The 23,665-nt window shown below is 71.6% G+C and carries 25 protein-coding genes; 12 read left to right on the forward strand and 13 right to left on the reverse strand.

What is annotated here, in order from left to right:
* Nucleotides 1-1,025 (forward strand): alcohol dehydrogenase catalytic domain-containing protein (locus tag ACGWYJ_RS10380; RefSeq protein WP_395105539.1); only part of this gene is annotated, 1,025 nt, incomplete at its 5' end.
* 63 nt (nt 1,026-1,088) lie between these two features.
* On the opposite strand, the gene ACGWYJ_RS10385 is transcribed toward ACGWYJ_RS10380, so the two are convergent.
* A complete protein-coding gene (locus tag ACGWYJ_RS10385; RefSeq protein ID WP_395105541.1) occupies nt 1,089-1,901 on the reverse strand; it encodes a class II aldolase/adducin family protein in 813 nt (270 codons plus the stop codon).
* A 143-nt stretch (nt 1,902-2,044) separates the two neighbouring features.
* Between ACGWYJ_RS10385 and ACGWYJ_RS10390 the strand changes: the two genes are divergently transcribed.
* Genes ACGWYJ_RS10390 through ACGWYJ_RS10400 form a run of 3 tightly spaced genes read left to right on the forward strand, consistent with a single transcriptional unit; the run spans nt 2,045 to nt 4,450 of the window.
* Nucleotides 2,045-3,199: a helix-turn-helix domain-containing protein gene (locus ACGWYJ_RS10390; protein ID WP_395105542.1), complete on the forward strand. Its 1,155-nt coding sequence runs from the start codon at nt 2,045-2,047 to the stop codon at nt 3,197-3,199.
* On the forward strand, nt 3,196-4,068 hold the full coding sequence (locus ACGWYJ_RS10395; RefSeq protein ID WP_395105544.1) for an LLM class flavin-dependent oxidoreductase: 873 nt from the start codon (nt 3,196-3,198) through the stop codon (nt 4,066-4,068). Before ACGWYJ_RS10390 ends, ACGWYJ_RS10395 begins: the two co-directional genes overlap by 4 nt.
* Nucleotides 4,069-4,120: 52 nt before the next feature.
* Complete coding sequence (locus tag ACGWYJ_RS10400; RefSeq protein ID WP_395105546.1) at nt 4,121-4,450, forward strand: DMT family transporter; 330 nt, start codon at nt 4,121-4,123, stop codon at nt 4,448-4,450.
* A gap of 29 nt (nt 4,451-4,479) precedes the next feature.
* Here ACGWYJ_RS10400 and ACGWYJ_RS10405 read toward each other — a convergent pair whose 3' ends face one another.
* The 3 genes from ACGWYJ_RS10405 to ACGWYJ_RS10415 all read right to left on the reverse strand — a co-directional run bounded on the left by ACGWYJ_RS10405 (nt 4,480) and on the right by ACGWYJ_RS10415 (nt 6,186).
* Nucleotides 4,480-5,019, reverse strand: coding sequence for a hypothetical protein (locus tag ACGWYJ_RS10405; RefSeq protein ID WP_395105548.1), 540 nt, complete (start codon nt 5,017-5,019; stop codon nt 4,480-4,482).
* A 68-nt stretch (nt 5,020-5,087) separates the two neighbouring features.
* Nucleotides 5,088-5,612 carry a hypothetical protein gene (locus ACGWYJ_RS10410; RefSeq protein WP_395105550.1) on the reverse strand — a complete coding sequence of 175 codons (525 nt, stop codon included), beginning with the start codon at nt 5,610-5,612 and terminating at the stop codon, nt 5,088-5,090.
* A gap of 13 nt (nt 5,613-5,625) precedes the next feature.
* Nucleotides 5,626-6,186 (reverse strand): hypothetical protein, encoded by a 561-nt coding sequence (locus ACGWYJ_RS10415; protein WP_395105551.1) that lies wholly within the window; start codon nt 6,184-6,186, stop codon nt 5,626-5,628.
* A 265-nt stretch (nt 6,187-6,451) separates the two neighbouring features.
* On the opposite strand from ACGWYJ_RS10415, the gene ACGWYJ_RS10420 reads away from it, so the two are divergent.
* Entirely contained in the window at nt 6,452-6,922 is a 471-nt protein-coding gene (locus tag ACGWYJ_RS10420) for a hypothetical protein (protein ID WP_395105553.1), read from the forward strand.
* A 15-nt stretch (nt 6,923-6,937) separates the two neighbouring features.
* On the opposite strand, the gene ACGWYJ_RS10425 is transcribed toward ACGWYJ_RS10420, so the two are convergent.
* From ACGWYJ_RS10425 to aceA, 5 genes are all read right to left on the reverse strand, one after another.
* A complete protein-coding gene (locus ACGWYJ_RS10425) occupies nt 6,938-7,921 on the reverse strand; it encodes an ATP-binding cassette domain-containing protein (RefSeq protein ID WP_395105555.1) in 984 nt (327 codons plus the stop codon).
* 13 nt (nt 7,922-7,934) lie between these two features.
* A complete protein-coding gene (locus tag ACGWYJ_RS10430) occupies nt 7,935-8,750 on the reverse strand; it encodes an ABC transporter permease (RefSeq protein WP_395105557.1) in 816 nt (271 codons plus the stop codon).
* The gene (locus ACGWYJ_RS10435; RefSeq protein WP_395105558.1) at nt 8,743-9,531 is read right to left on the reverse strand and encodes an ABC transporter permease; all 789 of its coding nucleotides are present in this window, start codon (nt 9,529-9,531) and stop codon (nt 8,743-8,745) included. Before ACGWYJ_RS10435 ends, ACGWYJ_RS10430 begins: the two co-directional genes overlap by 8 nt.
* Nucleotides 9,532-9,633: 102 nt before the next feature.
* Nucleotides 9,634-11,130, reverse strand: coding sequence for a M1 family metallopeptidase (locus ACGWYJ_RS10440; RefSeq protein WP_395105560.1), 1,497 nt, complete (start codon nt 11,128-11,130; stop codon nt 9,634-9,636).
* A 392-nt stretch (nt 11,131-11,522) separates the two neighbouring features.
* On the reverse strand, nt 11,523-12,806 hold the full coding sequence (gene aceA, locus ACGWYJ_RS10445; RefSeq protein WP_395105562.1) for an isocitrate lyase: 1,284 nt from the start codon (nt 12,804-12,806) through the stop codon (nt 11,523-11,525).
* A 150-nt stretch (nt 12,807-12,956) separates the two neighbouring features.
* Between aceA and ACGWYJ_RS10450 the strand changes: the two genes are divergently transcribed.
* The 6 genes from ACGWYJ_RS10450 (at nt 12,957) to ACGWYJ_RS10475 (ending at nt 19,061) form a co-directional block, all read left to right on the forward strand.
* A complete protein-coding gene (locus tag ACGWYJ_RS10450; protein ID WP_395105563.1) occupies nt 12,957-14,393 on the forward strand; it encodes a helix-turn-helix domain-containing protein in 1,437 nt (478 codons plus the stop codon).
* A gap of 153 nt (nt 14,394-14,546) precedes the next feature.
* A complete protein-coding gene (locus ACGWYJ_RS10455; RefSeq protein WP_395105565.1) occupies nt 14,547-15,521 on the forward strand; it encodes a glucosyl-3-phosphoglycerate synthase in 975 nt (324 codons plus the stop codon).
* A 148-nt stretch (nt 15,522-15,669) separates the two neighbouring features.
* Entirely contained in the window at nt 15,670-16,899 is a 1,230-nt protein-coding gene (locus tag ACGWYJ_RS10460; protein ID WP_395105566.1) for an acyl-CoA dehydrogenase family protein, read from the forward strand.
* 158 nt (nt 16,900-17,057) lie between these two features.
* Nucleotides 17,058-17,681, forward strand: a complete 624-nt coding sequence (locus tag ACGWYJ_RS10465) for a TetR family transcriptional regulator (RefSeq protein ID WP_395105568.1) — start codon at nt 17,058-17,060, stop codon at nt 17,679-17,681.
* Between the two features lie 10 nt (nt 17,682-17,691).
* A complete protein-coding gene (locus ACGWYJ_RS10470) occupies nt 17,692-18,093 on the forward strand; it encodes a phosphomannose isomerase type II C-terminal cupin domain (protein WP_285693574.1) in 402 nt (133 codons plus the stop codon).
* Nucleotides 18,093-19,061, forward strand: coding sequence for a phosphotransferase family protein (locus ACGWYJ_RS10475; protein ID WP_395105570.1), 969 nt, complete (start codon nt 18,093-18,095; stop codon nt 19,059-19,061). The genes ACGWYJ_RS10470 and ACGWYJ_RS10475 overlap by 1 nt, the downstream gene beginning before the upstream one ends.
* A gap of 39 nt (nt 19,062-19,100) precedes the next feature.
* Here the strand turns inward: ACGWYJ_RS10475 and ACGWYJ_RS10480 are convergent, their stop codons facing one another.
* The gene (locus ACGWYJ_RS10480; RefSeq protein WP_395105572.1) at nt 19,101-20,309 is read right to left on the reverse strand and encodes an acyl-CoA dehydrogenase family protein; all 1,209 of its coding nucleotides are present in this window, start codon (nt 20,307-20,309) and stop codon (nt 19,101-19,103) included.
* 93 nt (nt 20,310-20,402) lie between these two features.
* Here ACGWYJ_RS10480 and ACGWYJ_RS10485 point away from each other — a divergent pair, with 93 nt between their 5' ends.
* Entirely contained in the window at nt 20,403-20,747 is a 345-nt protein-coding gene (locus ACGWYJ_RS10485) for a DUF6285 domain-containing protein (RefSeq protein WP_395105573.1), read from the forward strand.
* An 84-nt stretch (nt 20,748-20,831) separates the two neighbouring features.
* On the opposite strand, the gene mctP is transcribed toward ACGWYJ_RS10485, so the two are convergent.
* The 3 genes from mctP to ACGWYJ_RS10500 all read right to left on the reverse strand — a co-directional run bounded on the left by mctP (nt 20,832) and on the right by ACGWYJ_RS10500 (nt 23,481).
* On the reverse strand, nt 20,832-22,439 hold the full coding sequence (gene mctP, locus ACGWYJ_RS10490; protein ID WP_395105575.1) for a monocarboxylate uptake permease MctP: 1,608 nt from the start codon (nt 22,437-22,439) through the stop codon (nt 20,832-20,834).
* A gap of 3 nt (nt 22,440-22,442) precedes the next feature.
* Nucleotides 22,443-22,676, reverse strand: coding sequence for a DUF3311 domain-containing protein (locus ACGWYJ_RS10495; RefSeq protein WP_395105576.1), 234 nt, complete (start codon nt 22,674-22,676; stop codon nt 22,443-22,445).
* A gap of 247 nt (nt 22,677-22,923) precedes the next feature.
* The gene (locus tag ACGWYJ_RS10500; protein ID WP_285693582.1) at nt 22,924-23,481 is read right to left on the reverse strand and encodes a VOC family protein; all 558 of its coding nucleotides are present in this window, start codon (nt 23,479-23,481) and stop codon (nt 22,924-22,926) included.
* Nucleotides 23,482-23,665 lie beyond the last annotated feature (184 nt).

The raw sequence follows: 23,665 nt of genomic DNA on the forward strand, positions 1-23,665 counted from the left end.
GGATCGTCATGGCGCAGATGAAGGCAGCCGTCATCTCCGAGGTCAATGCGCCCTGGGTGCTGGAGGACCGGCCCGTTCCCGAAATCGGGCCGACCGACGTGCTGGTGCGAATTCATGCGTGCGCGATCTGTGGCACGGACCTCTGGATGGCGAATGGCCCCCTGTCCTTCAACGAATTCCCGCTGATCCTCGGGCACGAGGGCGTCGGCGAGGTCGTCGCCGTGGGTGAGGGCGTGACCAAGCGCAAGGTCGGTGACCGTGTCGGCATCCCGATGACCCAGAAGACCTGTGGCGTGTGCGATTTCTGCCACGAGGAGCACCCCATCAGCTTCGTCACCGCCATGAACTGTGCCAATCCGACGCTGACGGGTGTCACGGTCGACGGTGCCTTCGCCGAGTACCTCGCCGCCGACGCCAACGGCACCGTGCTGCTGCCCGACGGGATCTCCTACGAGGACGCGGCTCCGACGTTGTGCGCCGGCTTCACCACCTGGGCCGCGCTGCGCAAGGTCGACCCGAAGCCCGGCGCGAGGATCGCCGTCGTGGGGGTCGGCGGCCTCGGCCACTTCGCGATCCAGTACGCCAAGGCCGCCGGCTACCACGTCACCGCGGTGACCCACACGGCCGCCAAGCATGATCTCGCGAGGCGGCTCGGCGCCGACGACGTCGTCGCCGACGGCGCGGCGCTGAAGGAGGCCGGCGGGGCCGACGTCATCATGCACACCAGCAGCTCGCACGCCGCCGTCGTGGACGCCATGGACGGCATCAAGCCCTGGGGCAAGGTCGTCATGATGGGCGTCGCCACCGACGAGATGACCCTGCCGGCCGGACCGCTCACCTTCCAGGGTTATGAGGTCATCGGTTCCGCCCACAACGGCCTGGAATACCTGGTCGAGGCCCTCGACCTCGTCGCCCGGGGAGCCGTCAGGCCGATGGTCGACGTGTACCCGAAGGAGCGCGTCGGCGAGGCGTACGAGGCGGCGAGCAACGGCCGGGCCCGCTTCAAGGCCGTGGTCACGTTCTGACCCGATGCCGGGCCGCACGGCCGGCCGTCCCCGCGCCGAGGGCGTGGGGGCGGCCCCCCGCGGTCACTCGAAGAGATCGGGCTGCTCGCGGGTGATCTGGTCGTAGAGGGGCTGGTAGTTGATCCAGCCGACCAGGTCGTTGCCGATCTGCTGGTGGGTGAGGACGGCGTTGTCGTGCTCGATCGGCACGACCTCGCCGGCCGCCTTGGCCAGCAGCTGCACCTGGCACGAGCGTTCCATGGTGATGAACCACCAGGCGGCGGCGTCCACCGTGTCGCCGACGGTGAGGAGGCCGTGGTTGCGGAGGATGACGGCCTTGTTGTCACCCAGCGCGGCGGCGATGCGCTTGCCCTCCTCCAGGTCGGTGACGACGCCGGTGTAGTCGTCGAACAGGCCGTGGTCCTGGTAGAACGCGCACACGTCCTGGGTGATGGGCTCCAGTTTCTGGCCGAGAGCGGAGATGGCGCGGCCGTAGGTGGAGTGGCTGTGCGCGGCGGCCACCACGTCGGGCCGCGCCTGGTGGACCTGGGAGTGGATGGCGAAGGCGGCCTCGTTCACCGGGTAGCGGCCCTGCACGACCTTGCCCTCGTGGTTGACGAGGATGAGGTCGCTGACCTTGATGTGCTTGAAGGACATCCCGAACGGGTTCACCCAGAAGTGGTCGGTGTGCTCGGGGTCGCGCGCGGTGATGTGCCCGGCCACGCCCTCCTCGAAGCCGAACTTGCCGAAGAGGCGCAGCGCCGCGGCGAGCCGCTCCTTGCGGTGCCTGCGCTCCTCCTCCACGGTCTCGAAGGTCGGCGGCAGCCTGAAGATCAGGTCCGTGGCGAGCGCGTCCAGGAACTTCTCCTCGCCGGCGGGGTTGGTGTCGTCGGACATGGGGCGGCTCCTTCGGCAAGGGATGGGGCGAACAGTGTTCGGTACCACCGAACCCCAGGTTGCGGGGGTTCGTCTAGGCTGGCGGGGGTCAAGGGGCGCGGCGGGCGTTGTCCGGCGGGGACAACGGAGGCCCGGAGGGGCGCATGGCGGAGGTCGACGTCTTCCTGCGGCTGCTGTTCGAGCGGGCCGCGGACCCGGATCTGCTGGAATCCACGGTGAGGGCGTCCCGCAGCAGGTCGGAGCTGGTCGCGGCGCTGCCGGAGGAGGAGACCCGGCGGCACACCCGCGCCCTGCTGCGCGGCGCGCTGGCGGCGCTGCGCGACGGCGGGGAACCGGGCGAGGAGGTGCTGGCCGCGGCCGAGCGGCTGGGGTCGGACCGGGCCCGGCAGGGGGTGCCGGTCGCCGCGTTCCTGGACGGCTTCCAGGCGGGCCGTGCGCATCTGGTGGGACGGCTGATCGAGGAGGGCCGCCGCCTGGGCGTGTCCGCGGACACGCTGCTGGACGGCGTCACCCGGATCGACGCGATCACCACGGCGCTGGTGCACCGGATGGTGCACGCGCACCGCGTCGCCGAGCTGGAGATGGCCCGCACCGCCCGCGAGAGCCATGTCGAGACGCTGCGGCAGTTGCTGCACGGCGAACCGGCGGCGGCGCCGCCCTCGCTGGACCCGGACGGGACGTACCACTGCGTGGTCTCCGACGTCAGCGACCCGGCCGTGGCGAGCCGGCTGGAGGGCGCGCTGGCCGCGGCGGGCCAGGCGCTGTGCGGCCTGGTGGACGGCAGGCTGGCCGGCCTGGTCGCGCGCCTGCCCGCGCTGGAGGACGTGCCGCTGCTGGTGGCCTCGCCCCCCGCCCGGCCCGCCGAGATCCCGCCGCTGTACCGGCTGTGCCGCAGGGCGCTGCGCGCGGGCGCCGCGTCCGGGCTGACGGGGCTTCGGCGGCTCACCGACCTGGCCCTGCCCGCCGTCACCGAGGACGAGCCGGAGCTGGGGCGGCTGCTGTCCGCGCGGTTCCTGGACGGGCTGAACCCCGACGACCCGTTCCACCGGGAGCTGGCCGAGACCGCCCTTGCGTTCCTCGACCATGGCGGACGGGTCGAGGCCACGGCCGCGGCGCTGCACGTCCACGGCAACACCGTCAAGTACCGGGTGCGCCGCTTTCAGGAACTGACCGGCACTGCGCTGACGGGTACTGGGCTGACCGGCGGGGAGGGGTCGGCCGTGGTGCTCGCCGCGCACCGGTGGTGGGCGCTGCGCGACTGGATCCGGCGTCCCCGCGGTGATGGGATGAGGACATGAAGATCAGCGTCTTACTGTGGCCGACACGGTCCTGGCCCGAGACCGGAGCGTTGTGGCGGCACGCCGAGGAGCTGGGTTTCCACTCCGCATGGCTGTACGACCACATCGCGTGGCGGGGCAACACGCCCTGGTACGACGCTTACGCCACGCTGGCGGCCGCGGCGGCGGTGACGTCGCGGATCGGCCTGGGGACGATGGTCACCTCCCCGAACTTCCGGCATCCGGTGCCGACGGCGCACGCGGCCAAGACCATCGACCACGTCAGCGGGGGCCGGCTCTCGCTGGGCATCGGCGCGGGCGGCGCCAACCGCACCTCGGACGGCGGCATCCTGGGCGGCCCGGACTGGACGCCCCGCGAGCGCGCCGACCGCTTCGCCGAGTGGGTGGGGCTGCTCGACCGGCTCCTGACCGAGCCCGAGGTCACCTACGAGGGGACGTACTACTCGGCCCGGGAGGTGCGCGGCGGCGGCTGCGTGCAGAGCCCGCGCGTCCCGTTCGTGATCGCGGGGAACGGGCCGAGGGGCATGCGCCTGGCGGCCCGGCACGGCGCGGGCTGGGTCAGCACGGGCGAGCGCGCCGCGGCCGGGGACCCGTGGAGCGCGGTCCGCGCCCGGGTCGAGACGCTGAGCGCGGTGTGCGAGGAGGAGGGGCGCGACCCCGCCACGCTGCGCCGGATCCTGCTGACGGGATTCACCGGCGAGCCGTGGCTGGAGTCGCCGCAGTCGTTCGCGGACCTGTCCGCCCGCTACGGCGAGCTCGGCTTCGACGAGATCGTGGTGCACTGGCCGCGCGAACGCACCGCATTCGACGGCGACCTGGACCTGGACGGCGATATGAAGGTGTTCGAGTCCATCGCCCCCGCGGGGTGAGCCACGCGCGATCCCGGTCCCGTGCCGGGCGACCGTCGAAGGAGACCGCCGAATGCCCTATGTCCTGCTGGCCCTGGCGATCGTGTCGGAGGTCGCGGCGACGCTGTCGCTGCGCGGCTCGGAAGGGTTGTCCAAGGCCGGTCCGACCGTGGTGGTGGTCATCGGCTACCTGGTGTCGTTCGCGCTGCTGGCCAAGGCGCTGACGGCGCTGAACGTGGGCCCGGTGTACGCGATCTGGTCGGCGCTGGGCACGGTCGGGGCGTTCGTGGGCGGGGTGATGCTGTTCGGCGAGCCGGTCCGCCCGCTGACGATCGTGGGCGCGGGGATCGTCGTGGCCGGGGTGGTGGTGATGAACCTGGGCGGCGGCGTCAGCCACGGCTGAGCCGTGCCCGGGGCCGTGACGGCGCCGGTTCACATGCGATACCGCCCGCCTTCCTCGCCCCATTCGCCGAACGGCGGATCCTCGCCGGCGTCCAGCATCCCGGACACCGTCTCGTCCAGCAGCACGAATACCAGCCGGCGCACCGTGAGCCGCCGCGCGGCCTCGGCCGTCTCGGCGATGCCGGCGCCGGGGCCGGAGAACACCAGCTCGGCCCCCTCCGCCCAGTGCGGGAACGCCGTGTGCTCCGGTGCCCAGACCGCCGTGTGGTGACCGGCGGCGATCCGGTAGCCGTAGAGCCCCTCGCCCACCGGGAGGGGATCGACGCGCAGCGGCCCGTGCCGGAACGGCGCCACGGCGGGTTCGCACATGCCGGTCTCCCGGGCGATCCGCAGCAGGTCGGGGTGCGGCGCGTCGTCGCGGACCAGCCAGGCGTCCGCGGTCCCGGGCGGCTCGGAGCCCGCGCCGCCGTCGATCCCGACCCGCGTGTGACCGTACTCGACGAGCAGGCCCGCCGGGGCGAACCGGGGAGACCGCGCCGCCCCGGCCCCGAGCAGGATCAGGCGCGCCATAGCGGGATCGTCACCCCGTACGGCCGCCGCGTCCACCCCTGCGGGTGGCCGGGGTCCGGCGGCGGGCCTCAGATGGCGAGCAGGCGGTCCACCAGGTCGTGGTAGGCGCGCAGGGACCGCCGCAGCCGCTCGGTGTCGGGCGGCTCGCCTCCGTCGCCGTCCGCCCCGTCCCGCGCCGACTCGTCGAGGACGCGCTTGCGGTCGGCGATGGCCCGGCCGAGGGCGTTCACGACCTCGGCCGCCAGCTCTTCGGCGCGGCGCGCCGAATCCGCCGGGTCGTCCACGAACGCGGCCTGCACGACGTGCCACCGGTCGCGGAACCCGCCGGCCTCCGCCTCGTCCAGCAGGCGCGGGCGTTCGCGCCCGTGGTCGGCCGCCCGCGAGGGCATCGGCCGGGCGGCGGGCCGGGCGGGCGCGCCGCCGTGTTCCGGGCCTTGGTGGGGACGGGGCTCATCGCCCGGACGGGGTGGCTCCGCGGTGCGCGGTGGACCGGGCGTGTCCTGCTTCGGGGTGGGCGGGGTCTCCGGAGGGCCGGCGACCCGGATGTCGGGGGAGCCGGCGGGGGTTCGGGGGTCGGGGGGTGTGCCGTGCATGGGGCTCAGCTCCCTATGAGCTCTGGGCGGCCCGGTCGCCCGGCAGGGCCCCGAGCAGGTCGTCGAACAGGGCGCGGTAGTGCACCATCGCCTGGCGCAGTTCCTCGGTGGTGGCCTCCCGGCGTCCCGCGCGGACGCTGATGTCGTGACCGCGCCGGTAGTGGTCCAGGGCGCCGGCGTGCTCGACCGACAGGTGCTCGATCCGGTCGTCGAAGTCGCGCGTGGGGTAGCCGCGCTCGCCCATCACCACCAGCACCAGCCGGTCCGCCTGCTCGACGGCGGCGCCGGGCTGGTCGACGAACCGCTCCTGGACGGTCAGCCACTGCTCCCGGTAGCGCTCGCGCTGGGCCGGGTCGAGCTCGCGCAGCTCCAGCTCACGGTGCCGCCTGCGGCGGGACATCAGCTCCCGTTCGGCGGCCGCGCGGCCGCCGTGGCGCTCCACCGCGCGGTCGTACTCGGGCCCGAACCGTCGTCTGAGCCGCTGAGTGCGGGCACGGTTCCAGGACGCGTACCCGAGCGCGGCCGCCAGGGCGATGAGCGCCACGGCGGCCACGATCATGAGGATCGTCGGCATTGGTCCTCCCTGTGTTCCAGCGATGACCCGCCGATGCCCGGACAATCGCCCTCAAAACAGCGGTAAGGCCCCACGGCGCCGCCCGCGCGGGGGGAAACGGGCCTCCGTGCTGCGACAACGGAACCGGGCGGATCAGTGGAGATAGCGCCATGTCGGTAGACGGTCGGACGTGATGCGCTCTACGGTGATCGCGTGCTGTGATGGGGGGTCCACACGGTCGCTCGTGCGACAGGGGCGCGGGCCCTCGGATGGGAAGTGATGCGCGGTGCGCCATGCGTTCGGATTCGTGCTCGGCGTCCTGCTGACCCCCGCGCTGGCGTACGGCGCGGCGTGGGGCCATGTCCAGGCGCTGCAGTCCTTCGACGGGGCCCGGCAGGAGATCACCGACAGCACCCGGATGTACGGGGCCTTCGCGCTGCTGGCCGCGGTCGGGCTGGTCACCGGCGTGATCATCGTGTCGCGCTGGGCCTCGCCGCTGGTCTCCCTGATCCCCTCGCTGGTGCTGCTGGGCCTGTCGGCCTACTTCCTGGTCGACCCCGGCGCGGTGCTCGACCTGCCCGGGAAGGTCCCTCCCGCCGGGGACCTGGACCTCGGGATCCGCACGCTGATGGGCTCGGGCGTCTACGCGATGCTCGGGTTCGCCCTGCTCATGCCGACGTGGGCGCCGCGCCGCTGGAGCCCGGACCGCGAGGACGATGACGAGGACGCCGAGGTGTTCTACTCCGCCGCGCGCTGACCTCCTGCGCAACGGTCAGGGAGTGGTGGGCCGCCCGCCGATGTCGTAGGCGTCCTCGCCCCGGTAGAGCCGGGCCACGACCTCCTCGATGTCGGTCTCCCGCAGCTCGATGTCGCGCACGCCGTACCGTCCCGCCAGCTCGGCCACCACCGCGGCGGCGTTGGACGCGCGGGGCAGCCGCAGCCACTGCCGCGGCCCCTCGACCCGGACCACCTCCACCCGCGGCAGCGCCAGCGGCGGTTCGGGACGGTCCAGCTCCACCACCAGCATCCGGTCGGCGCCGACGCTCGCGCGCAGCCGCTCGAGGTCGCCGTCGAAGGCCGGCCGGCCCTTGTCGATGATGAGGACGCGGCGGCACAGCCGCTCGATGTCGCCCAGGTCGTGGGTGGTCAGCAGGATCGTGGTGCCGCGCTCGGCGTTGAGCCGTTCCAGGAACTCCCGCACCGTGGCCTTGCTGACCACGTCCAGCCCGATCGTCGGCTCGTCCAGCACCAGCAGCTCCGGGTCGTGCAGCAGCGCCGCCGCGAGGTCGCCGCGCATCCGCTGGCCCAGGCTGAGCTGCCGCACCGGCGTCCCCAGGAACGGGCCCAGCTCCAGCAGCGCGGTCAGCTCGGACAGCCGCGCCCGGTGCGCCGCGGCGTCCACCCGGTACAGGTGCCGGATCAGCGTGAGGCTGTCGCGCAGCGGCAGGTCCCACCACAGCGTGGTGCGCTGCCCGAACACCACCCCGATGCGCCGCGCCAGCGCCGTCCGCTGCCGGGACGGGTCCAGCCCGCACACCCGCACCCGTCCCGACGACGGGGTGAGGATCCCGGTCAGGAGCTTGATCGTGGTGGACTTGCCGGCCCCGTTGGGCCCGAGATAGCCCACGAACCCGCCCCGCGGGACCGTGAACGACACGTCGCGCACCGCCGTCACGGTCGTGCGCTCGCGCAGGATCCGGCGCCCGGTCCGCCGCCGTACCGTGAACGCCTTGGTGACGCCCTCGACCTCGATCATCCCGGTTCCCCCGTCAGCTTCCCGTCGACCGGTAGTGCCTCAGCCCGGTCCGCCACGCCACCGCCGCGAGCGCGCACACCGCCATCGCCGCCACGGGCGCGGCGAACCGCAGCCCGTCCGGCAGCCCCAGCGGGTCGGGACGGTCCAGCACGTACAGCGTGGGCTGCCAGTTCACGAACGCCAGCGGCACCACGAACGTCACGGCCCGCACGAAGTCGCGGGCGAACATCGACATCGGGTACTGGGTGAGGAACCCGCCGCCGTAGGTGACGGCCTTGGTCGCGCCGTGCGACTCGATCAGCAGGAAGTGCGCCGACGCGGTGAGCACCCACAGCCCCGAGAAGATCGCGATCCCGCACAGCACCATCAGCGGGACCATGGCGACCCGCCCCGCGTCCCAGGACACCTCCAGCCTGGGCAGCACCACCACGAGCACCGCCACGGGAGGGATCAGCTTCCCGAACCGGCGCGGCGAGAAGTCCTCCGTCGCGACCTGGATGAGCGGGCTGACCGGGCGCACCAGCATCGAGTCCAGGGAGCCCTCCCGGATGTGCCGGCCCAGCCGCTCGGTGGTCCCGAAGGCCAGGTCCGCCACCGCGAACGACAACGAGGACGTGCCGTACAGGAACACCACCTCCATCGCGGAGAACCCGGCGATGCGGGGCGCGTGCGCGAACATCAGCGTGATGGCCAGCAGGTCCAGGGCGCCCACGGCGGCGGTGCTGAGGCTCAGCAGCACCATCGACACCGGGTACTGCGCGGCCGCGCGCACCCACGTCCAGGCCAGCAGCCCGTAGGCGCGCACCGTCCGGTCCAGGACCTCAGCCACCGTGCACCACCAGCTTCCGCCGCGCCGCCACCGTCAGGCCGCGTCCGGCCGTCAGCAGGGCCGCCGCCCACGCCGCCTGGAACGCCAGCGCCCGCGCCAGATCGAACCCGGTGTGCACGCCCAGGAACATGTCGGCGGGGACCTGGACGAGCGCCGCCCACGGCAGCACCCGCGCGAGCTCGCCCAGCGGGCCGGGGAAGACCACCAGCGGCAGGATCATCCCGGAGAAGAACAGCGACAGCACCAGCGCCACAGCTTGCAGCCCGCGCTCGTCGTGCAGCCAGAACGTGGCCACCGCCACCAGGTAACGGAACGCGAAGGAGGTCAGCACCGCCATGACCACCGACAGCGCGAACGCGGCGAACTGCCCGGGCCCCGGGGTGCGCAGCCCGAACGCCACCGCGCCCGCCGCCATCGGCGGCCCGCCGCGCAGGAGCAGCGCCGCGATGCCGCGGGCCAGGTCGTCGGCCAGCCACCACGCTTGCAGGTCCACCGGGCGGTGCAGGTCGATCGCCACGTCCCCGCTGCGGATCCGCTCGGTCAGCTCCATCCCGCCGAAGATCTGCACGGGGCCGATCAGCGCCTGGGTGAGGAAGCAGAACGTGACCGCGTCCGTGACGTCGTACCCGCCCAGCCCGGGACGCTCGTTCCACAGCGCGATGAGCAGGTAGGCGCGCAGGAAGCCGAAGACGGTGTTGGTCAGGGCCTCGGCGAAGGCGCTGAGCGGATAGGCGGTATGCCGGCGGAACGCGTACCAGGCGACCCACGGAAGCACCCCCACTTGCGGAGAGCATACGGAGGTTCGCTCAGCGAATCCATGGGGTGACCGCTGCGGGCCTCCGGGCCCCGCGCGGGCGGGCCCGGAGGCTCCGGGTTCAGGCGGCTAGGGCAGCGGGGGCTTGCCGGGGGAGTAGATCCAGGTCTGGAAGAAGGCGTCCAGATCCTGCCCGGAGACCCGCTCGGCCAGTGCCGTGAACTGCTCGGTGGTGGCGTTGCCGTACCGGTGCTCGGTCGCCCACGTGCGCAGCAGCGAGAAGAACTTCTCGTCGCCGATCCGCTCGCGCAGGAACTGGAGCACCATCGCGCCGCCGTCGTACACGCGGTTGTTGAACATCGTGTTTCGCTTCGGGTCGGCGATCACCACCGACCACCACGGCCGGTCCGCCGGGTCGGGGAACGGCCGCGCGTTGTAGGTCGCGCGGACCGCGTCGCGCACCGCCGTCCCGCCGTGCAGCTCGTTCCAGTACAGGTGGTTCCAGGTGGCGAAGCTCTCGTTCAGCCAGATGTCCTTCCACCGTGCCGGGGAGACGCTGTCGCCGAACCACTGGTGGGCGAGCTCGTGCGCGATCGTGGTGGTGTCGCGCACGGCCGAGTACACCGGCTTGCCCTGCGTCTCCAGCGAGAAGCCGAGCGGCTGCCCGTTGAAGCGGGCGTCGTCGGCGATGGCCCCGACGGTGGCGAACGGGTACGGGCCCCAGAGCCTCGTCAGCAGGTCGGTGGCCTCGTTGGTGGTGTCGAAGAAGAAGTCCAGCGCGTCCGGCTGGTCGGCGAGCAGGACCGGGTCGACGGCGGTGTAGTTGGGCGTGCCGAGCGGCGTGCGTCCCGTCCTGACCTCCCACTTGCCGATGTCCAGCGTGGTCAGGTACGAGGCCATCGGCCTGTCCTCGCGCCACTTGTACGTGGTCGCCCGGGTGGCCGAGGCGCGCCTGCTGAACGCGGCCCGCTCCTTCTTCTTCGAGACCAGCACCCCGTTCGTGACCACGCCCAGGCCCTCGGGCACGGTGACGGCGTAGTCGTAGGTGGCCTTGTCGCTGGGGTGGTCGTTCACCGGGAACCAGGTGGAGGGCCCGTTGGGCTCGGCGCCGACGAACGCGCCGTCCGGCGTGTGCAGGAACCCGTACGGCGACCCGAACACGATCGGCGACCCGACGATCGTCTGCGGGACGCCTCCGTAGGTGACGGCCGCCCTGAAGGTGCGTCCCTTGCGCAGGCCCTTGCGCGGTTTGATGGTGAGCTCCTGGCCGCGCCGGGTGTAGGACGCCTTGGCGCCGTCGACGGTGACGCGTTCCACGTCCATCCCGGACAGGTCGAGGTTGAAGCTCGACAGGTTCTGGGTGGCCCGTGCCGTCATCGTCACGACGCCGTCGAGCTGGTCGAACTCGGGGTCGTAGGCGAGTTTCAGCGAGTAGTGCCGGGCGTCGTACCCGCCGTTGCCCTCAAGAGGGAAGTAGGGGTCGCCGACACCGGGCGCGCCGGGGGTGAACCGTCCGTGCTTGCCCGCGGGAGCGGCGGCGGTGGCGGGACCGGCGAGCAGGAGCGTGGTGACCCCTGCGGCGGCCAGCGCGACCGGCAAGGTGCGCGGGGGGTGGCGCATCGCCATGAGGATCCTCTTCTCGCGTCGTGGGCGATCGGATGACCCCGAGATCGTGAACCCGTCAGAAGATCCTGTCGATGGCTCTGCCGTTAGTGGCCAATCAGCGGCCAATTCGGAATAAGTCGGTGGAATCAGGATGTCGGAACCGGGCCGACGGGGGTGGTGGCCGGTGTGGCACGGGCGGAACGACCGGAAGGCCCCTCCTCCGGGTGTAGGAACGGAGGAGGGGCCTTCGCATGCCGGCCGGGGCTGGGCCGGCATCTTCCCTGTGAGCCCGAGACGGGTTCTGCAAGCCCGGTGTGACGGGTCCCGTGAGCCCGGCGGGACGAGGGAACGCCCAGAGGGGAGACGCCCTGACGGCGGGGGGACGGGGCGGCGGGGCGCCCCGTCTCATGGCGTCAGTGGAACTGGGCCTCCTCGGTGGAGCCCTTGAGCGCCGTGGTCGAGGAGTTCGGCGAGATGGCCGTGCTCACCTGGTCGAAGTAGCCGGTGCCGGCCTCGCGCTGGTGCTTGACCGCGGAGAACCCGCGCTTCACCGCGGAGAACTCGCGCTCCTGCAGGTCGACGTAGGCGGTCATGCCCTCGCGGGCGTAGCCGTGCGCCAGGTCGAACATGCCGTAGTTGAGGGCGTGGAAGCCGGCCAGCGTGATGAACTGGAACTTGTAGCCCATGTGGCCCAGCTCGCGCTGGAACTTGGCGATGGTCGCGTCGTCCAGGTGCTTGCGCCAGTTGAACGACGGCGAGCAGTTGTAGGCGAGCATTTGGTCGGGGTACTCGGCCTTGACCGCCTCGGCGAACTTGCGCGCCACCTCCAGGTCGGGCGTGCCGGTCTCCATCCAGATGAGGTCGGAGTAGGGCGCGTATGCCTTGGCGCGGGCGATGCACGGCTCGATGCCGTTGCGGACCCGGTAGAAGCCCTCGGCGGTGCGCTCTCCGGTGAGGAACGGGTGGTCGCGCTCGTCCACGTCCGTGGTGATGAGGGTGGCGGCCTCGGCGTCGGTCCGCGCGATCACCAGGGTGGGGACGCCCTCGATGTCGGCGGCCAGCCGCGCGGTGTTGAGGGTCTTGACGTGCTGCGAGGTCGGGATGAGCACCTTGCCGCCCAGGTGGCCGCACTTCTTCTCGGAGGCCAGCTGGTCCTCCCAGTGCACGCCCGCGGCACCGGCGGCGATCATGCTCTTCATCAGCTCGAAGGCGTTGAGGACGCCGCCGAAGCCGGCCTCGGCGTCGGCCACGATCGGGGCGAGGAAGTGGGTGTCGCCCTCGCCCTCGGCCCACTGCACCTGGTCGGCGCGCAGCAGCGCGTTGTTGATCCGGCGGACGACGGACGGCACCGAGTTGGCCGGGTAGATGCTCTGGTCGGGGTAGGTCTGCCCGGCCAGGTTGGCGTCGGCGGCGACCTGCCAGCCGGACAGGTAGATGGCCTTGAGCCCGGCCTTGACCTGCTGGACGGCCTGCATGCCCGTCAGCGCGCCGAGGGCGTGGACGTAGTCCTCCTCGTGCAGCAGCCGCCACAGGCGCTCGGCGCCGAGGCGGGCGAGCGTGTGCTCCTCCTGGACGGTGCCGCGCAGGCGGACGACGTCCTCGGCGGTGTAGGTGCGCTCGATGCCCTTCCAGCGCGGATCGGTCTCCCACTGGCGCCGCAGCTCGTCGGCCGCGCCCTTGAGGCGACTCTCAGTCATGATCTTGCCCTTCCCTGTCGTCCCCTGGGTGCTTGCCCAGAACTATGCCCTGGGGACATGGCGCCGCCGAACCGACGAGTAACAGAAGTTCTGCGTTTTTTCCGCTATCCTCAACCTGTGGCGACCTTGCGACCAGAAGAACCCCTCAACTTGACGAGCGATGTCGACCTGGTCACCTTCGGGCAGCGTCTCCGGCATCTGCGCAAGGCACGCGGCATGACGTTGTCGGACCTCGGGGAGCGCGTCGGCCGGGCGCCGTCCCAGCTGTCCCTGCTGGAGAACGGGCGGCGCGAGCCCAAGCTGACGCTGTTGCAGTCGCTGGCCGCCGCGCTGGAGGTCCCGGTCGAGGAGCTGCTGCGCCGCCAGCCCCCCAGCCGCCGCGCGCAGCTGGAGATCGCCCTGGAGGAGGCGCAGCGCGACCCGCTGTACCGGTCGCTGGGCCTGTCCCACCTCAAGGTCGGCAAGCGGCTGCCCAACGAGGTCCTCGAACACATCCTGGCCTTGTACGGGGAGCTGAAGCGCAGCCGTACCAAGCCCACCGCCAGCCCCGAGGAGGCCCGCAAGGCCAACGCCGAGCTGCGCCGCCAGATGCGCGAGCGCGGCAACTACTTCGGCGAGATCGAGCGGCTGGCCGCCCAGACCCTGGACGCCGTCGGCTACCGGGGCGGCGCGGTGTCGCAGGGCATGCTGATGACGCTGGTCAACCACTTCGGCTTCGGTCTGCAGTACGTCCAGGACCTGCCGCGCTCTGTGAGGTCCATCACCGACCTGCGCAACCGGCGCATCTACCTGGAGCGTGAGCAGCTTGGTATGCACACGCCCCGCACCATCCTCTTGCAGACCTTGGGGCACATCGCCCTCGACCACGACGTGCCCAAGGATTTCGCCGACTTCCTGAGGCAGCGCGTCGAGGCCAACTACTTCGGCGCCGCGATGATGATGCCGGAACGGGCCGTCGTCCCCTACCTCCAGGAGGCCAAGGAGGCGCGCGAGCTGTCCGTGGAGGACCTCGCCGACGTGTTCTCCGTCTCCTACGAGATGGCCGCGCACCGCTTCACCAACGTGGCGACCCACCACCTGGGCCTCCAGCTGCACTTCACCAAGAACGACGAGAACGGCACCATCTACAAGGCGTACGCCAACGACGGGCTGGTCTTCCCCCAGGACGAGGACGGCGCGATCGAGGGCCAGCGGATGTGCCGCGAGTGGGCGGGCCGGCACGTGTTCCAGACCGCCGACCGGTTCTCGGTCTACTACCAGTACACCGACACCCCGACCGGGACGTACTGGTGCCTGTCGCACATCGACCCCAGCCACGAGCGCGACTTCGCGATCACCCTGGGCGTCCGGTACGAGGACTCCCGCTGGTTCCGCGGGAGGGAGACCACCAACCGGGTCAAGTCGGGTTGTCCGGACGGCGACTGCTGCCAGCGCCCCCCGGCCGAGCTGGCCGAGCGCTGGGAGGGCATGGCCTGGCCGTCGGCGCGGGCCCATTCGCACGTCCTGTCGGTGCTGCCGCCGGGCGCGTTCCCCGGCGTGGACGAGGCCGACGTTTACGCGTTCTTGGATCGGCATGCCGCCGGATGACCGATGTGTTGTGGGGACGTTAAGTTCTCGGGTCGGCTGCCATGGGCGCGTTCCAAGAGTGAATCAATCGCGCTGACATGGCGTTTCCTAGCTAAGGGAACATCTCGCCCGAAAGGGCGTTCCCCCGGACGGTCCCGACGGAAGGGAGATCGCGTGCTGCCTGAGGTCGCGTCATGGTGGCGCCGCCGTACCAGTGACTCGGCGGACTGGCCGCTCGACATCCTGCTCGCGGCGAAGGGCGCCACCCGCATCAGCGTCGTGCTGCCGGCCCGTGACGAGGAGGAGACGGTCGGGGGCATCGTCTCCGCCATCCGCACCGCTCTGGTCGAGCAGGCCCCGCTGGTCGACGAGCTCGTGGTGGTCGACTCGCGCTCCACCGACCGCACGGCCGAGGCCGCCGCGGCGGCCGGGGCCGAGGTGGTCGCGCAGGACGCCGTGCTGCCCGAGATGGGACGCCTGTCGGGGAAGGGGGAGGCACTCTGGAAGTCCCTGGCGGTCACGACCGGCGATCTGATCGTCTTCGTGGACGCCGATCTGCGCGCCTTCACCACGTCCTATGTGACCGGACTGCTGGGCCCGCTGCTGACCGACCCCTCGGTCGGCTACGTCAAGGGCGCCTACGAGCGTCCGCTGGGGCACGGCAAGAACCGGGTCGAGGGCGGCGGCGGGCGGGTCACCGAGCTGGTCGCCCGGCCACTGATCAACCTGCACTGGCCGCTGCTCTCGGGCGTCATGCAGCCCCTGGGGGGCGAGTACGCCGGCCGCCGCGCCCTGCTGGAACGGCTGCCGTTCGTCACCGGCTACGGCGTCGAGCTCGGCCTGCTCCTGGACGTCTTCCAGGACGCGGGGCTGGACGCCATCGCCCAGGTGGACCTGGGCCGCCGTGAGCACGCGCACCAGTCCACCGAGGCGCTGGGCGCGATGTCGGCGCAGATCATGATGACCGCCTGGTCACGGCTCCAGCGGCACGGCCGGATGCTGCCACTGGAGACGCCGTCGTCGGCGCTCACCCAGTTCCGCAGGGGCCCGGACGGCTATGACATCAACGTCAACGACGTCAGCGTGGGCGAACGCCCGCCCATGGCCGAGGTGCCGGCGTACGCCGCGATGCGCCGGCCGGTCTCCTGAGGCTTCCGCCGTCAAGGCCGGATCGCCCCTGTCACCAGGGACGATCCGGCCTTACCTTTGAGGCGTCCGCTCGGGGGCACGTCGATCTCCGCCGCGCCAAGGTGCTACCGTTGGTAACACGGCCGTATTGGAGAGAGGGTCAATAACGATGACGAGCACCGAGGCCGCTCCGTTCTCCCTGGAACCGGGCGACGACCTGCGCGAGGTTCAGAGGTGGGTGCATGAGTTCGCCCGCGACGTGATCCGTCCAGCCGCCGAGGAATGGGACGAGCGCGAGGAGACCCCGTGGCCGCTGATCCAGGAGGCCGCCAAGATCGGCCTTTACTCGCTGGACTTCTTCGCCACCCAATGGCTGGAGCCCACCGGCCTCGGCATCCCGGTGGCCTTCGAGGAGCTGTTCTGGGGGGACGCGGGCATCGCGCTGTCGATCGTGGGCACCGGGCTGGCCGCGGCGTCCATCGCGGCGGTCGGCACGCCCGAGCAGACGGGCGAGTGGGTGCCGCAGATGTTCGGCACGCCCGATGACGTGAAACTGGGCGCGTTCTGCGCCTCCGAGCCGGACGCGGGCAGCGACGTGGGGGCCATCCGCACGCGGGCGGTCTACGAGGAGGCCAGCGACGAGTGGGTGCTCAACGGCCGGAAGACCTGGGCCACCAACGGCGGCATCGCCGACGTCCACGTGGTGGTCGCCTCGGTCCACCCGGAGCTGGGCAGCCGGGGCCAGGCCAGCTTCATCGTCCCGCCGAACACGCCGGGGCTGAAGCAGGGCCAGAAGTTCAAGAAGCACGGCATCCGCGCCTCGCACACCGCCGAGGTGATCCTGGACGACGTACGGCTGCCCGGCTCGCTGATCGTGGGCGGCAAGGAACGGTTCGACGAGCGCATCGCCCGGGTGCGCGAGGGCAAGAGCGCCAAGGCCCAGGCGGCCCTCAAGACGTTCGAGACCACCCGTCCCTCGGTCGGCGCGATGGCCCTCGGCGTCGCCCGCGCCGCCTACGACTACGCGCTGGAGTACGCCCGCGAGCGCGAGCAGTTCGGCCGCAAGATCGGCGACTTCCAGGCCGTCGCGTTCAAGCTGGCCGACATGAAATGCCAGATCGACGCGGCCAGGCTCATGGTGTGGCGGGCCGCCTGGATGGCCCGCAACGGCAAGGAGTTCACCAGCGCCGAGGGCTCCATGGCCAAGCTGATGGCCAGCGAGGCCGCCGTCCGCTGCACCGAGGAGGCCATCCAGATCCTCGGCGGCAACGGCTACACCCGCGAGTACCCGGTCGAGCGGATGCACCGCGACTCCAAGATCTTCACCATCTTCGAGGGCACCAGCGAGATCCAGCGCCTGGTCATCGGCCGCAGCATCACCGGCCTCCCGGTCCGCTGACCAGCGCGTTTGCCCTCCGCTTGACATTCCCGCCCCCCGCTGACGGGTCCGCGCGGACGAGACCTTTACCCGCGCGGTCCCTCTCTCGGGAGACACCCGGTGGCCGACCATCGGGCCCGGCGTCGGGTGACGCGGCGTGGTGGCGTACGGTGCTGCCCATGACGGCGGAGGCGGCGAGCACGGGGTCGCGCCGCGATCCCGACCGGCGGCGTGCCCTGCTGGAGGCGGCCGACCGGGTGATCCAGCGGGAGGGCCCGGAGGCGTCCATGGCGTCCATCGCCGCCGAGGCCGGGATCAGCAAGCCGATCCTGTACCGCCACTTCGGCGACAAGAGCGGTCTCTACCAGGCGCTGGCCGAGCGGCACACGCGCCGCCTGGTCGAGGGCATCCGCGCGGAGTTCTCCCGGTCCGACTCGACCCGTGCCCGCGCCCGCTCCTCCATCGACACCTACCTGGCGATCATCTCGGCCAATCCGAACCTGTACCGGTTCCTGATGCACCGGGCCAGCGCCGAGGACGCGGCCACCCGCAGCGCGATGAGCACGATGATCCGCGGGGTGAGCCGGGAGCTGGCCGAGGTGGTGATCGCCGAGGGGGACGGAGCGGGCGGCCCGATCGACCGCACCCGCGCCTACGTGTGGGGGCACGCGGTCGTCGGGATGGTGCAGACGGCCGGGGACTGGTGGCTGGATCACGCCGGCGAGGTGCCCCGGTCCGTGGTGGTCGATACGCTGACGGACCTGATCCTCGCCGGGTTCCCCCGGGACGCCGGCCTTGCGTGAGAAGCGCCCCATGAACAGCACCGAGGTGACCGTGCAGACCACCGACCCCCGCTCCGGCCCGCTGCCCGAACCCGCCGTCGTGTCCGATGAGCGCCCCTGGGGCGGCTTCGAACGCTTCACGCTGAACGAGCCGTCCACGGTGAAGCTCATCCACGTGCGGCCCGGGCAGCGGCTCAGCCTCCAGCGCCACCGCGACCGCGACGAGCTGTGGGTCGCGCTGGACCCCGGCGCCGTCTTCGAGGTGGCCGGGCGCCGCTTCGAGCCCGAGGTGGGCGAGCGGGTCTTCATCCGCCGGGGCGAGACGCACCGGCTCGGCTCGTCGGGACCGGCCGTGCGGGTCATGGAGATCGCCTTCGGGGACTTCGACGAGGACGACATCGAACGCCTCGACGACGCCTACGGGCGTGCCTGATGGACCTCGAACGGCTGGCCGGCCCCCTGGCCGGCGTGCTCACCGAACGGTACGGGCCCGGCGCCGAGGTGCGCGGGCTCAGCCGGGCGCAGGGCGGCGCGTCCAGGGTGACCTGCGCGTTCGAGGTCGTGACGGCGGAGGGCGTGGCCCATCCCCTCATCCTGAGGCTCTCCACGCGCGGCGCCATGGCCGGTGCCCCGCTGACGCGCGAGGCCGAGCTGATGCGCGCCGCGGGAGCCGCCGGCGTGCCGAGCCCCGAGGTCATCGCGTCCGGAGGCGAGGACGGCCCGCTCGGCACCGAGTTCGTGGTGATGGAGCGGGTGGAGGGCGAGACCATCCCGCGCCGCATCCTGCGCGACCCCGCGCTCGCCGCGGCCCGCGCGCGGCTCGCCGGGCAGTGCGGCGAGATCCTCGCGGCCGTCCACCGCATCCCGGTGGACGCCGTCCCCGGGCTGGAACGCGACGACCCGCTGCGGCTCTGGACGGACATCCTGGACGGCATCGGCGAGCCGCACCCGGCCCTGGAGTTCGGGCTGCGATGGCTGGAGCGCAACCGCCCGCCCCGGGTCACGCCCACCGTGGTCCACGGCGACTTCCGTAACGGCAACTTCATCGTCGGCGAGGACGGCATCAGAGCCGTGCTCGACTGGGAACTGGCCCACCTCGGCGACCCCCTGGAGGACCTGGGCTGGCTGTGCGTGAAGGCATGGCGATTCGGGGCCGAGCCGCCTGTCGGCGGCTTCGGCGCCTACGACCAGCTCATCGAGGCGTACGAGAGGGCCGGCGGCACCCGGGTCGACCGTGGCGCGCTGCACTGGTGGGAGACGTTCGGCGTGACCCGGTGGGGCATCATCTGCGCCATGCAGGCACGGCGCCACATGTCGGGCGGCGAACGCTCGGTCGAGCTGGCCACCCTGGGACGCCGTGTCGCCGAGAACGAGTGGGACCTGCTGCGGATGCTCCCGTAGCGGAGCCGGTCCCGCTCTCCGTTCCGGGGAAGGGGCGCGTCAGCGAAGCCCGAACTCCCAGTTGCGTCCCTTGCGGTACTCGCGGAGGATGCGGCGCGCGGTCGTGGTGATGTGCACCTCGTCCGGGCCGTCGAAGATCCGGCCCGCGCGGGCGTGCCGGTACATGTGGCCCAGCGGGGTGTCCTCGGTCAGGCCCTCCGCGCCGTGCACCTGGATGGCCCGGTCGATGACGTTGTGCAGCATCCGCGCCGCCACCACCTTGATGGCGCCGATCTCGACCCTCGCCTCCGCTCCCAGGCCGTCGCCCGTCGAGTCGATCTTGTGGGCGGCGTGCAGGGTGAGCAGGCGGGACGCCTGGATCTCGGTGTAGGAGTCGAACACGTGCTGTTGCAGCAGCTGCTTCTCGTGCAGCGGCCCGCCGAACGCCGTCCGCTGGTGCAGCCGCTCGCACATCAGGTCGAACGCGCGCTGCGCCTGGCCGAGGAACCGCATGCAGTGGAAGATCCGCCCAGGGCCGAGGCGCTCCTGCGCGATGACGAAGCCGTGCCCGCGCGGCCCCAGCAGGTTGCTCTCCGGCACGCGGACGTCGTCATAGACGACCTCGCAGTGCCCGCCGTCCAGCCCGAGCACCGGGGTGTCGCGGACGATCGTGTAGCCGGGCGTGTCCGTCGGCACCAGGATCATGCTGAACGACAGGTACGGTGAGGTGTCCTCCGGCTCGGTGCGGCACATGACCGTGGTGTAGGCCGCCACGTTCGCCGCCGTGGTGAACCACTTGCGTCCCCGGATCACCCACTCGCCGCCCTCCAGCGTCGCCGTCGTGGTGAGCTGGGTCGGATCGGAGCTGGAGACGCCCGGCTCGGTCATGGCGAAGCTGGGGAAGATCTCGCCCGCCACCAGCGGCTCCAGGAACCGTTCGCGCTGGGCCTCGCTGGCGTACAGGTGCAGCATGAGCGAGTCCTGGAGGCTGTAGGTGCCCAGCGCGAGCTGCCCGAACTCGCTGCGCCCCTGTACCTCGTTCACGTACACGTAGTCCAGGAACGGCAGGCCGCCACCGCCCAGCTCCTTGGGGTGGCCCAGTGCCCACAGCCCTTCGCGCTTGGCCTCGCGCTGCAAGCCGGCCAGCGTCTCGGCGGCCTCCTCGCCGCCCTTGCGCAGCACGGGCTCGGCGGGCTCCACCCGCTCGGTCATGAACGCGTGCACCGCGTCCCGGACGGGACGTACGGACGCGGGGACCTCGAAGCTCATCGGCGCCGCCTCTCCAGGATCGTCCGGCTGCCCGCCACCCTGCTACCGAATGCCGTTCTGTGGCAAGCGTGCCGAGGATCTAGGATCGCCTCCGTGACACCACCCCATGACGCGCCCTCCGCGCGGGAACTGGTCGAGGCCGTCCGCGAATTCCTGGAGACCGACGTGGTGGGCGCGCTGTCCGGCCGCGCCCGATTCCACGCGCTGGTCGCGGTGAACGCGTTGTCGATCGCGGAACGGGAGATGGAGCTGGGCGCCGGCCAGGCCGAGCGGCACCGGGCGCGGCTGGCGGCGCTGGGGTTCGCGGACGACGCCGAGCTGGCCGCGGCGATCAGGGCGGGGGAGATCGACGGCCGCGCCGCCGAGGTCAAGGACGCGCTGGTGGAGACCGTCCGGGACAAGCTGCTGGTCGCCAACCCGCCGTACCTGGAGTCCTGAGCCGGTACGGGGCCCGGAGGGCGGCGGGCCCGGGACCCGTCGAGCCGGTACCCGGGTCGCCGCCCTCCGGCGAGAGAAGGCCGGTCAGGTGCTGGAGGCCGGTTCCAGCTCCTTGACCTTCGGGTCGCCCTCGTCGGCGGTGTAGTCGCCGTCCTTGGTGATGTCGGCGCCGTCGGGGAGCTTGGCCGCGCGGCAGACCAGCGTGCCCACGACCGCCACCACCAGGTTGACGGCCAGGGCCAGGATGCCCACGTACACGGTCATCTTGGTGTCCAGGCCGAGCTCGCCCAGCTTGTACGCCGAGCCGCCGAAGTGCTCCTTGCCCTTGGCCGGGTTGGGGATCTGGTAGAGCATCCACAGACCCGCCGCCAGGCCCGCGGCCCAGCCCGCGACCAGCGCGCCGCGGTGGAACCAGCGGGTGAACAGCCCCAGGCCGACCGACGGCAGCGTCTGCAGGATGATCACTCCGCCGATCAGCTGCAGGTCGATGGAGAACTCGGGGTCCAGCAGCAGGATGCAGGCCACCGCGCCGATCTTGACCACCAGCGAGGCCAGCTTGCTGACGTTGGCCTCCTGCTTCTCGGTGGCGTCGCGGTTCACATACTCCTTGTAGATGTTGCGGGTGAACAGGTTCGCCGCCGCGATCGACATGATCGCCGCGGGCACCAGCGCGCCGATGCCGACCGCCGCGTACGCGACCCCCGTGAACCAGTCGGGGAACATCCGGTCGAACAGCAGCGGCACCACGGTGTTGTTGTCGGCCGAGCCGTCGCTGCTGATCGGGACGATCCCCGCGGCGATGGCCATGAAGCCCAGCAGCGCGATCAGCCCCAGCACGAGGCTGTAGGCGGGCAGCGCCGACATGTTGCGCTTGATGACGTCACGGTTCCTGCTGGCCAGCACGCCGGTGATGCTGTGCGGGTACAGGAACAGCGCCAGCGCCGAGCCCAGCGCCAGCATCGCGTAGTTGAGCTGGTTGGTGCCGTCCAGCAGGATGCCGTCCGAAGGGGCGGGGGTCTTCTCGAACTTGGCCTGCGCCGCGTCGAAGATGTCGCCCCAGCCGCCCAGCTTGGCCGGGATGTACAGCACCGCCACGATGATCACCAGGTAGATCAGCACGTCCTTGACGAAGGCGATCAGCGCGGGCGCCCGCAGCCCCGACTGGTAGGTGTAGGCGGCCAGGATGCCGAACGCGATGATGATCGGCAGATGGCCGTGCACGCCCATGGCCTTCAGCACGGCCTCGATCCCGACCAGCTGCAGCGCGATGTAGGGCATGGTCGCGACGATGCCGGTGACGGCCACGGCCAGCGCCAGCGTGGGCGAGCCGAACCGGGCCCGGACGAAGTCGGCCGGGGTGACGAAGCCGTGCACGTGCGACACCGACCAGAGCCGGATCAGCACCAGGAACACCAGCGGGTAGACGACGATCGTGTACGGCACCGCGTAGAAGCCGGCCGCGCCCGCGCCGAACACCAGGGCGGGGACGGCGACGAAGGTGTACGCGGTGTACAGGTCGCCGCCGACCAGGAACCAGGTGATCCAGCTGCCGAAGCTGCGGCCGCCCAGGCCCCATTCGTCCAGGCTGTCCATGGAGTCGGGGCGGCGCCACCGGGCCGCCACGAAACCCATCCCGCTGACCAGCAGGAACAGCGCGCCGAAAACGATGATCTCGGTGAGGTGGTCGGACATGGCTCAGCCCCGCCTCCTGGTGCCGCGGTAGACCAGCACGGTGCACAGCACGCTGAGCGGGATCATCAGCAGCTGGATCCAGTAGAAGGCGGGGAAGCCGGCCAGCCGGGGCTCGTCCCGGTTGTAGATCAACGTGAGCAGCGGGACGACGACCGGGACGATCAGCAGCCAGTTCCAGTGGCTGCGGTCGGAGCGGCGGGTCTCCGCGGGCGTTTCCTCGTGGGAGCTTGCGGCCAAGAGGTCCTCCTCTGGCGCGCGGTGGCGCGCCGGTCGAACGACCGGGTTCCGCCCGTCCGGTGGCCGTCTTGGGAGCTGTGGACGGGAGGGACGCCCGGTCACAGGGGGTGATAGGCGGGCGCGAGCCTACCGTGAAGATGATCACAGTGAGATCTCGGCGGCGGCACGACTTGGCTGGATCGTTCCATCCGCCGTCCGCCGCGTCGCCTCCCCGCTCGGCCGCCGCGTCGCCTCCCCGCCCGGGGCGTCACACCGTACGGTCGGCGGCGGTCTTCGGCTCGTGCCGGACGTCGTCGGGGGAGTCCAGCTCCCGCGTCCAGGCGGCGAACTCGACCAGGATGCCGTCGGGGTCCTTGAAATAGATCGAGCGCACGAACACCCCGTCGTGCATCTCCCGCGCCACGCCGAACTCGCTGTCGTCGTGGTTGAGCAGGGTGCCCACGTCGATGCCCTTGGCGATCAGCCGGTCCCGGTACTCCTCGATCCTCTCCGGCGGCACGTCGAAGGCGATGTGGTTCATGGACCCGACCGCCGACAGCAGCTCGCCCCGGTCCGGGAGGTTCTTCGGGGCCGACACGCCGGGCACCCCCTCGGGCGCGTCGGGGAACCAGAAGAACGCCAGCGCGTTCCCGCCGCCGCAGTCGAAGAAGAAGTGCTGGCCCCAGCCCATGGGCAGCTCGATCGTCTTGATCAGCGGCATGCCCAGCACGCCCTGGTAGAAGTCGACCGTTCGCTTCATGTCGCTGCACACCAGGGCGACGTGGTTCACCCCGCGAAGCTCGAACTCGGGGTTCTTGCGGTCCATGAGCGGGCCCTTCGTAAGCGATCCCTTGCATCCTCATCATGGCAAGACGCGACCCGGATGCAAACCCCGGGTCCCCGGCCGCGGCGCTTGGACGCCGGCCCGCACGCCCGGTACCCTCTGTGCATGCGAACCGTGAACCGCCCTCATCAGGACTGGTGGTGGCGCCGCTAAGGCGGCGCCGGTT

This window comes from Actinomadura sp. SCN-SB (genome assembly GCF_043906805.1).
Classification (GTDB): Bacteria; Actinomycetota; Actinomycetes; order Streptosporangiales; family Streptosporangiaceae; genus Spirillospora.